This is a genomic window from Porphyromonas endodontalis ATCC 35406 (genome assembly GCF_000174815.1).
GTDB classification, from domain to species: Bacteria; Bacteroidota; Bacteroidia; order Bacteroidales; family Porphyromonadaceae; genus Porphyromonas; species Porphyromonas endodontalis.
The window spans coordinates 55274-64622 of sequence record NZ_ACNN01000024.1; the positions used below are offsets into that span (position 1 = coordinate 55274).

8 protein-coding genes are annotated in these 9349 nt (G+C 54.8%); 1 reads left to right on the forward strand and 7 read right to left on the reverse strand.

The genetic code is table 11. From position 1 onward, the window contains the following. Window position 1 precedes the first annotated feature (1 nt). Together POREN0001_RS05815 and POREN0001_RS05820 are read right to left on the reverse strand one after the other, a co-directional pair. Entirely contained in the window at window positions 2-1531 is a 1530-nt protein-coding gene (locus tag POREN0001_RS05815) for a hypothetical protein (protein ID WP_040580922.1), read from the reverse strand. Further along, window positions 1524-2006 (reverse strand): helix-turn-helix domain-containing protein, encoded by a 483-nt coding sequence (locus POREN0001_RS05820; protein WP_004333928.1) that lies wholly within the window; start codon window positions 2004-2006, stop codon window positions 1524-1526. The genes POREN0001_RS05815 and POREN0001_RS05820 overlap by 8 nt, the downstream gene beginning before the upstream one ends. A 40-nt stretch (window positions 2007-2046) precedes the next feature. Between POREN0001_RS05820 and POREN0001_RS05825 the strand changes: the two genes are divergently transcribed. Beyond that, window positions 2047-2295, forward strand: a complete 249-nt coding sequence (locus POREN0001_RS05825) for a hypothetical protein (protein ID WP_147286688.1) — start codon at window positions 2047-2049, stop codon at window positions 2293-2295. Window positions 2296-2374: 79 nt separating this feature from the next. On the opposite strand, the gene POREN0001_RS05830 is transcribed toward POREN0001_RS05825, so the two are convergent. The 5 genes from POREN0001_RS05830 to POREN0001_RS09435 all read right to left on the reverse strand — a co-directional run. Next, on the reverse strand, window positions 2375-2722 hold the full coding sequence (locus POREN0001_RS05830; protein WP_004333969.1) for a hypothetical protein: 348 nt from the start codon (window positions 2720-2722) through the stop codon (window positions 2375-2377). Window positions 2723-2726: 4 nt separating this feature from the next. Then, on the reverse strand, window positions 2727-5696 hold the full coding sequence (locus POREN0001_RS05835; RefSeq protein WP_004334010.1) for a phage tail tape measure protein: 2970 nt from the start codon (window positions 5694-5696) through the stop codon (window positions 2727-2729). Between the two features lie 25 nt (window positions 5697-5721). Then, window positions 5722-6027 carry a hypothetical protein gene (locus POREN0001_RS05840; RefSeq protein WP_004333881.1) on the reverse strand — a complete coding sequence of 102 codons (306 nt, stop codon included), beginning with the start codon at window positions 6025-6027 and terminating at the stop codon, window positions 5722-5724. Further along, window positions 6017-8074: a hypothetical protein gene (locus POREN0001_RS05845; protein ID WP_004333890.1), complete on the reverse strand. Its 2058-nt coding sequence runs from the start codon at window positions 8072-8074 to the stop codon at window positions 6017-6019. The genes POREN0001_RS05840 and POREN0001_RS05845 overlap by 11 nt, the downstream gene beginning before the upstream one ends. Window positions 8075-8076: 2 nt before the next feature. Then, on the reverse strand, window positions 8077-9349 hold a 1273-nt coding region (locus POREN0001_RS09435; protein ID WP_169307832.1), incomplete at its 5' end, for a hypothetical protein.

Below are 9349 nucleotides of genomic sequence, written 5' to 3' on the forward strand. Positions count from 1 at the left end.
GTTAATAGTGTCGGTCGGGACGCTTGGAGGTCGTATAGTTACGCTGGTCTGACCCTACCTTGTTGAGCATCCATATCGCGGACTCGAGGGCGTCGGGGGCGTCGTCGTGGAGACGGCTCCCCTTTTCGGTCGCGAGCAGCTGGTCGATGAGTATTTTTAGTCCCTCACTATCGCGCTCCTCCTCATTAAAGAGGACAAATCCCCTCTCAAAAAGAGGCTGCATCGTCTCAATACGCGAGTACTTGTCGGGTTTCTTGCGCTTGTCGGGCGTGATGGGGATTTGTCGCCCTCCTCGGGCAATACCCTCATCCTTAAACTCTTTGAGTAGGAGGTCTTGGATAAAGTTCGCCTCCATGTAGTAGCGGGGCGGCTTGCGCCCTTTTTTGCGCGCAATCCACGCCTCGATATCGTAGTGCCAAGCCACCATCTCAGCGACAGAGCATTGCCCTGCGTAGGCCTTTAGGACGTGGTAATACCCCTCTTTGGTCTTACCGACGAGCATTGTTGCCTTGTAGTCGTTAGCCTTTGTCGACTTAAAGGAGGGGTCGGTATAGGCTATGATCTTGACGTACTCCTTGAGAGGTAGGATCTTGGTGTATCGCATCCACTCGGGCTTAAAGACGGCTCCCTCCTCAATCGGATTGTTAAGGTACTCACGGGCAAAGCTGATCTCCCCTTGCTCATCGCGCATCGCTTGTATATCCTCGCGTGAGTAATACCCCCACGAGGGATTGCCCTTGCTGTCTATGATGTTAACACGGGTATGGTATATGTCTTTGATGTTGGCAAAGTGCGCGAGGATCATGTTTTTTGCAAATCGATTGCCCACCATGATAAGGCGCCCACGCCCCCCGGCCATGGTACCGTATAGTGGCCCCATCACCCAGTTATAAGCCTTGCGGACGCGGCTCTCGTTATTGCTGAGTTGGTCTTCGTCGATATCGTCGATAAGGATATAGTCAGGGCGCTGCCCGTTTTTTTTGAGACCTCGGGGGCTTTGGCCACGACCGATGGCCACAAACGTGGTGCCATCGGCCAAGGAAAACTTGCCCGAGGTCCACTCGGTACCCTTGTCTGCCTTGATTCCAAAGTCTTGGATATAGGCCTCGTTGTTGGCAAGCTCCGCTTGGAGGTCGGCTAGCAGCCCCTTGGCGTTGTCGTTGCTGCTGGATACCAGCACAATAAACCGAAACAAATTTTCGCCTCGTGCGAGGATCCACAAGGGGATAAGGCAGCCCATGTGCGTAGACTTAGCGTGCCCGCGCGCCCACTCGAAGAGGGCGCGTGCCCTCGGATGTCCTGCAATATATTTGGCCGCGTCAAGGTGAAATTTAGCGGAGTCGCAAGGCGCGATATGCGAAAAATAGGTACGGACGAAGTAGTTGTAGTCCTCCTTGGCGCGCCGTACGCGCTCCTCCTTGGTCTCCTCACACTCCCCGAGGTCAAAGGTTGTTCGGGTGATGAGGGACACCCGCTCATCCCAACGCTTGAGGAGCTCCACCGATACTTGTCTTTTGGGTCGCTTAATCATCTGCTTGCTGTGTTAGTAGGTTGTCGCGCTCAATGAGCTGATGGATATAGATGTCCTGCAATCGCGTAAGCTCTTGTACAAACTCGCGACTTGTCTTGAGCCGCTTACCCTCTGCAACGAGCCAATCTCCAAACCCGGTAAGGGCGAGAATGACGTCATCAACGGTTGCCTCTTTTTGTAGGCTCTTGATCTGCTTGCAGACCTTGCTAATCGCATCTGCTGTCGAGATGGGCTCCCCTTGTTCGATAAGGGCGTCGAGCTGCTTGAGGAGCTTATTATAGAGGGTCTTGGGAGAGAGGAGGGACGCATTGCGGCTCTCTTGCCACGCCCCCTCTTTTTTCCATTTTGTGAGGGTCTGCGGGGTAATACCGAGACGCTCTGCAATCTCGCGGAGGGGTACCTTATCGAGATACAACCGCTTGGCATGGTCATACTTAGCAGGGTCTTTCGGGGCAAAGGGTTTCTTTGTATTCATTTTGTTTATAACTTTGTGCTTTGGTATTGATTTTGTCTATATGAAGCATGAAAACTATCTAAGGCACGTTGAGATGGTGCAGCAACTAGTACGGGAGTACTACGAGCCGGGGCGGCAGGACCGCTGTCTTGCCGAGGTGTGGCGTAGGTGGGTCTATCCGGTCTATCCGATGTGCTATGAGACCCTCCGCCGCATCATGGCCATTAACCTTAAGGAGGAGCAGACGCAAATGCGTGCGGCTCAGTCTCGCCCCGTGCAGGCGTCGCTTTTTGGCGATCTTGAGTTTTAGGGCTCGCACCAAACCTCTCTCGCTAGCTGTATCCTCGTCTCCTGCAGACTCTCTACCCTTGCCCCTACCTTATACCCCTCTAATCTCCATCCCTCTTTTTTGCTGCCTTGATAACCTCGTCGATGAGGTCGAGGTAGCGGGCATAACTCTCGAGATGTCGGTCGGGGGCAGCACTCGAGGCAATAAGAGGGAGGTTAACGTAGAGGCGGAGGGAGAGGTCGGCACGGTATCGATCCCACTCCTTATCCTCGTTGCATCGCTCCTCGCCCTCAGGGGCAATAAGGAGCGCCGGGGTCTTGATAGGCGGGTGCTTAAGCTCATCGAGGTACTCGTCACACTGCCCTTGATCAAGGGCAATGTAGGCGAGGGATGTTGTCTCTTGTAGGGCTCTTATGAGAGCCTTGATGCTGTCAATTGTAATAATCATAGTATTAGCTTAGCTTACGTATAGTGCCCTCCTTAGAGAGGATGCCGACGAGCTCGCGCCCTCGGATCTTAAACTCTACTTGCCCTCCGCCTCCCGCGCTCATCGGTTGTATCAGTGAGCGCAGTTTGTCGAGGGGGGCAATAACCTCGGGGTTGCTGCTTGCGCCTGCATACTCGCCCGTCAGGGAGAGCGTGGGACCGTACACAATCCCCCCGTCTGCAAAGGCGTTAACTTTAGGGATGGAGGTGAGGGAGGCGATGATGCTTGCAATGCTCACCGCTGCCATAATGGGGCCCACAACGGGGATACCGGCTTGCGATTTACCTGCCTCCGAGGCAGATACGGCCACGTTAGCGTTAAAGAGCGATAGGAGGTTGGGGAGGGCGTCCTTGATGACGCTTGCCACGTTAGCCCCCCACTCGAGCCACGCTCCCGCAGCTTGCAGCATGGAGCTCTCTGTCATATCCCCCAGGTTGCCAATGATCCCTCCCATAGTGCCGGCGAGATTGGCAATGTTGCCCACCGATTTTTGCACTCCGGCTACGTATCGATCCCACTCCTTGCGCGCTCTGTCGAGGCTCTTTTTGGTCGCATTGTATAGGGTCTCAGGGGCTTTGTTGACCGCCCCGGACACTAGCTCCTTGGCATCCCATTTTTTAGCGTCCTCTTGTTGCTGCTTTTTATCACGGCCAAATAGGTCGTTTTTATTTGCGACTTTGCCCGCCTTGTCTAGGGTCTCTCCGATGCCGACACGCTTACTCGCTCTACTCTCAATCGCAATAATCTCCTTGAGCTTGTCGAGGATCTGTTGATACTCATTGATTTTCTTTTGCAGGGCGATGGCATCCTCTTTGTTGCTTTTATTGAGTTGCTCCTGCAGCTTAGAGATGTTGTTTGTGAGGCCCTCAATCGTTGTGAGGTTGTAGATTTTCTTTTCCTCCCCCTTATCCTTTTTTGTGGATGGTAGGGATAGAGAGTGGGTAGGTGTCTCGACCTTAGTCGGTGCCTCTTTTTTGTCATCTCCCCAGGATCCGCCAGCTCCTCCTAGGCTCTGTACACCTCGCGCCTGGTTGTTGTCCCGGATAGCGCGGGTTTGGTCATCGATGGCGCGTGTGGTAGCCTCGATTTTGTCAGTTGGAGGGTCGGTAGCAAAGAGGTCGCCTATCCAGTCGATGAGGTCAGCCACAAGTCCGATTGCCACCTCGAGGGGCTTAATCACAAAATTCTCGATCCACCACCCCCAAAGCTCAAAGATGGGTCCGAGGCTCTCGATGAGCTTGCCCAGCTTATCGAGGACGGGGATAAGGAGGCGGATAATAAGGTCCACAAGAGGCATGAGTGCCTCGATGATCTTAACAATCGGAGGGATGAGACGGGCAAACAGCTCTATAATGGTGCGGATAATCGGCATTAGGGAGCGGAGGGCAGAGGCTAATAGCCCCCCTAGGGTCGAGATAAGCTGCGTGATAGAGGGCATAAGGTCACGCACCGCTCCGATAAGGGCGTCAAAGGCCGGCTTAAGTCGCTCCATCATCTCGCCCGCGGTCTCCTGTACGGCCTGCCACAGGTCCTGGCAGGCTGCGCGGAACGTCTCGCTGTTTTCGTACGCGATGTAGATGGCACCGGCAATAGCCCCAAAAATAAGGGCGTATTTGCCGAGAGGAGAGCCGATTAGAACCTTATTGATGCCGCTAAACGCCCCCTTAAGATTGGTAAGTAGGGGGGTAAGCTGCGCAAGGGGTACCAGCTGCTCTCCTAGGCCTGCCATCCAGGGCAGCATCCCTCCGGTGGCCTCGTTGATGGATATCTTCAGCTCGTCCATCCGGGCGCGCATCACCTCGAGTCGATGTGCCCAGGTGCTGTTACGGATGTTGGCCTGCTCGATGGCTGCATTTGACCCTGTCACCTCCTTAGTCATGGCCCTAACGCCCTCTGCGTTCTTGAGCAAAAATTGGGCGGCCACGATGTTCTCGCGACCAAATGTTTTGGCGAGGAACGTGGCCTTTTCGGTCTCGGAGCTCATCCCATCAAGGTGTTTTTGGATGATCTGTAGACCTCCTGCAAAGCCCGTCTTTGTAATGTCGATCTTGAGCCGGGTCTGCATCGCGATAAGCATATTACGCATGGCAGTACCCGCCTCGGCGCCCTTGGTGTTGTTTTGGGCGAGGATTTCCAGCGCGGCGGCCGTCTCCTCGATGGACACGCCGGCAGAACTTGCGGCCGCCCCCGCAACCTTAAAGGACTCGGCGAGGTCGACAACCTCCGATCCTCCGGCTCTTGACCCTGCAGCTAGCACGTTGACGATCCTTGCCGCCTCGGACGCCTCAAGCCCAAACTGGTTGATCGTCCCCGCAAGGGCGTTGCTTGCCTCCTCAAGGGGGAGAGCCCCTGCTTGAGCGAGCAGGATGGTCTGCTCCTGCAACACCTTGAGCTGCTCGATTGGCACGTCAATTTGTCCCGCAAGGATGGCAAAGGCGCGTGCGGACTCCGACGCTCCTAATCCGCTCTCCACTCCGACCCGTCGTACGGTCTTGGAGAGGTCCTCGAGCTCCTCTCCGACTGACCCCGTGATGGCCGAGAGGTCGGCCATGGACTGCTCAAAGTTGATGGCGGGGGCTGCTAGATCTCCGAGTGCTGAGGCTATCCCCTGTACTTGGCTGATAATAGCCGATAGCTCGATAGTCTGTATCGCCGTAGAGATACGGTTTGCCGCCCGCTCCCCGTGCTCGCCAAATTGGTCGAGAGCATCTCGGCTCTCGTTGGTCTGCTTGGTAAGGCGCTGCTTAGCGTCTCGGGTCTGCTCGCTTGCCTGTGTCGTTTTATTTGCGGCCGCTTCGGCGGCTTGTGTCGCCTGCTCCCCCGCGCTATTGACCTTAGACTGCAGCTCCGAGACCTCACGAGCGAGGTCATCGGTCGCTGTGAGGGCTTGTGAGATGTCAACGTGGATAGTGGCAGTATGGATAGATTGACTCATAGTATTAGGGTTGGTGTGTTGGGTCTTATCGGTATCGCTCCTCGATGGCGCGGAGCTCCTCGGGGGTCATGATGTTGGGAGGGGCCTCCTCTCTTAGAGTGTCCCAGGGGAGCGGAAAAGCCTCGTGCGCGGAGATGGGAGAGGAGAGATGAGGGACAACGGAGGCGTACATAATGCTCCGCGCTTGCTCCCAGGTGGTGTGCGCCTCCTGCTCCTCTCGCTTGAGTTGCATCGTAGCAATTGCGTGCCACTCCTCCGTGGTGAGGCGGGCAAAATCGGAGGGGCTCAGCCCGCAATGGGTCACGGCAAAGGCAAGGTCGTCATAGATCATAGCGCGTAGCATCTAAGGGTGAGGGGGCGTCGGATAGAGTGAGCTCGCTTGTCCCTAGTCGAGCATCGTACCGCGATCCCATGAGGCGGTAGGTGTGATGGGGGCGGTTACGGAGCCTAAACAGCGTCCCCACAGGGTAGGGAGTGGGGGTGGCTGTTGTGAGACTCAGGGTGTCGTGCGGCTTGGCCATCGTTGCAAAATAGGAGGCAGCGACCCACTCGGGGACGGTACGCCCCCCGAGATCCTGCAGGGGTTTACCATCCTTGTCGGTGAGTTGCCCCTTGAGTGACGGGGGGAGAGCTACCCCCTTTATTGCAGTCGTGTAGGTTAAGTCGATGGGCTCTCCTTTGCGCAAGTAGGCCTTGCCCATATCGGCCACGACAAAGCGGTCGTACTCGCCCTTGTTGGCATACTCGTACGTGATGTAGATACGTCCTACCATCACCGTCGTCGGGGCGATCTCTGTCGCCTCGAGCCCATCTCGCACAGCATAAAAACGCAGGGGTATGTAGACAGCAAGGGTCGTAAGATCGACCTTGTAGCTAATGCCCCTATCTCGCTTGCGTTGCTCGTGTATCTCGATTGTCTGAGGGTAGACGAGGTCGGAGGCAAAGCCAAATTTTGCCAGTTTGCCCCCATTGAGCTCGGAGCGAGAGACTTTAGCGTAAGGGAGGTGGTTGCGTAGGTAGTCATTGATAGAGGTCTTGTAGTACGCTTGGTACTGCATCTTGTCTTTTGGGGTCACCGACCACACCGACCTAAAGGTATTCGCCCCCTCCTTGCCCTGCCCTATACAAAATATGAGCTGCCCTATTATTGAGTTATCGCGCACCTCGGTGGCGGTCTGCGGGAGCCGACGAAACTGCTTAGGATCCTTTTTGTCGGTCGCTGTGTAGCAGACGCCCCCTCGAGCACTCATAAATTCCGGCTCCCTGCTATTGCCGGCTTTGATCTCAGCGACGGCGAGTAGGTCGCCGTCCCAATCCTCTAGCCCCTCAAATCCGAGCTCAATATCGATCTTTATACCCGTCGCCTCAAGCGGTGGGTTATAGGGGATACTGAGAGCGACCGCCTCCTTAGCGACGTAGGGGATACGTACCTGCATCCCTCGCGCTTGCTCTCGCGCTGAGGGGCGTGTTGCCCTTTTTGCGACACCCTTAGAGGCGGATAGGGTAAATAGTGGCGGCATAGACTCGTTAAAGTAGTCCTCCAAGTAGGGGCAGGTAGGTAGGGGGAGCGTTGTAGGCTTAAACCGATAAACATTTTGGCTCCTCTCCTCAGGGAGATTGATGCGGATGGAGCCCATGGCTGCCTCCGTCTCGAGGCTGGGCGTCCCCTCTAGGTAGTGCTCTGAGGTCTCAAGGACTACGGGTGTTGACGTCGCAAGGTGGGAGACTCGCTCGATGCGCCATTTGCTACCTGTGTGGTAGCACACAAGCCCTAGAGAGGATAGTATCCCATCTAGTACCTCTCCGGCCGTCTCGGACGATATAAGTCCGTCCTCGTCCGTGCGGTAAATCTCTGCGTTAATATGTGCTGCAGTGAGCCAGGGCGCAACGTCCCCGGCCGCCTCTACCTCACTCTGACCGGTAAGCCTAAGGCAGCCCTTAATCACCTCCCACAAGGAGGTAACTTGCCGCTCAGTGCGTGGTAGCGCGTCGATGTCGAGACGGTAGTCATCGAGCCGCTTGATACCGCAGCTCGCAGTCAAGGTGCACTCGTAGGGTATCGAGTCGTACTGCTCCTCGTACAGCCCGCGCTCTACTCGCCCCTTAAATATGAGGGTAGTACCTGTCTTGACCTCCATCCACCACTCGCGCTCATCGAGCACAATGTGCTCGTAAGCATAGTGCGTCTCCGAGACAAGATGCAGCTCTGTACGTGTCCCCCAGCGTGCGTCCATCGTGCGTCTCGCATCCCGCTCGACCACAAGGGGGCTCTCTCCCCATAGTTTGATTCGGCGCGCAGGAGCGGTACTCGATGCGCCCTCTCGGTATAGTGAGACTGAGTAGCGATTATTAGCGTATGTATAGCGGTCGTAGCTCATGGTTACTTATAGGATCCGTTTGTTATAATGTAGAGCTTGTACTTGCTGCTCCCGTCGTTGTATGCGTAGATATCGTACGTAGTACCCTTATTAAGGTGCACATTATAATAGCTCCCGATTTGCTGCCCCTGCATATCTTGGTTGCCCATCGTTGTGCGATTGCCATAACGCAGTACAGTTGACGCATACGGCGTTGTAAACAGTCGCCAGTGACGTGCTTGTCCTCGCTCAATACCACTAAGGCTTTGTATATCGTAGACAATTGTTGCGGAGCCGTCTCTGTGATACTTGTCCCCTATTTTGTACTCTTTATCGCGCAATACTTTTTTGCTTTGCTCAATGTAGGTAGAGGGGATACCATCCATTGCCCGGTAAATCTCGTAGTCGTGTACCGTCCGTATATAACCGTCAACTCCGCCCCCGCCCCAAGGATCGGGTTTGTATCCGCCTCCTACGTACTCGGTATGCGTATAGTCTGTCCATTCGCTTGAGTTTGTATTGACTGCGCGGTAAGCAAAGCGGATAATATCCTGCTCAACGTTGCCTAGACGTCGATCCGCATCGTTTTGCTTGTTTTTGAGGTCCTCTTGTAACTGTCGGATGGGACGCAGGTAGTTGTCATCGAGGGTCTCCCAGTTGACTTGATGCCCCTCGACAATTTTCCGCACCTGATTAAAGTCATCGTATCTTGCCATGCCGTTTTGTATGCGTGACAGATAGATGCTCTCTTGCGTTATCTTTTGTGCAGTTGAGGCGGCTAGGTAATCAAGGCTAGGTATGTTAGGTATGTAAGCCGTAGGCTCTAGTATGTCTCCATCCTCTACTAACTCAACCTTGACGTCAGCAAACTCTATCCAATCTCCGTCTATCCAGTGATTTTCATCCCCTAGCCAAGGGTGGGCGTACAGAGTCCCCCGTACATTTACTTCTTTGTGTTCTGTATTTTTCGCAATGTAATAGCGTCCGTTTTTGTTTTTAAGGTACTTCTCGTCGATGAGCTCTTGCCGAGATGCGCCTGCAACACGCCAGGAGGTTATGATTGTTTTTGTCGTTTTGTCCTCTTGCAGCTTGTCCGAGTACATAGAGACAACAACGTACATCTTATCATGCTTAGTGACACGGTAGACCCCATCTCCCTTGTATGTTACGTGTACATTATCTGCCCCGTGCCCCATGTTAGGGTATATTTTAACGTTTGACGTCCATAGGTTGGGACGTACAGGGGTGGCATCCTTTCCGTCTGCGCCTTTCGCTCCCTGTATGCCTTGAGGCCCC

Excerpts from the sequence above, each read along its gene's own strand:
- POREN0001_RS05825 (WP_147286688.1), top strand. The coding sequence starts at position 2,047 with ATGAAGCATGAAAACTATCTAAGGCACGTTGAGATGGTGCAGCAACTA.
- POREN0001_RS05840 (WP_004333881.1), bottom strand. The coding sequence starts at position 6,027 with ATGATCTATGACGACCTTGCCTTTGCCGTGACCCATTGCGGGCTGAGC.
- POREN0001_RS05845 (WP_004333890.1), bottom strand. The coding sequence starts at position 8,074 with ATGAGCTACGACCGCTATACATACGCTAATAATCGCTACTCAGTCTCA.
- POREN0001_RS05835 (WP_004334010.1), bottom strand. The coding sequence starts at position 5,696 with ATGAGTCAATCTATCCATACTGCCACTATCCACGTTGACATCTCACAA.
- POREN0001_RS05830 (WP_004333969.1), bottom strand. The coding sequence starts at position 2,722 with ATGATTATTACAATTGACAGCATCAAGGCTCTCATAAGAGCCCTACAA.
- POREN0001_RS05820 (WP_004333928.1), bottom strand. The coding sequence starts at position 2,006 with ATGAATACAAAGAAACCCTTTGCCCCGAAAGACCCTGCTAAGTATGAC.
- POREN0001_RS05815 (WP_040580922.1), bottom strand. The coding sequence starts at position 1,531 with ATGATTAAGCGACCCAAAAGACAAGTATCGGTGGAGCTCCTCAAGCGT.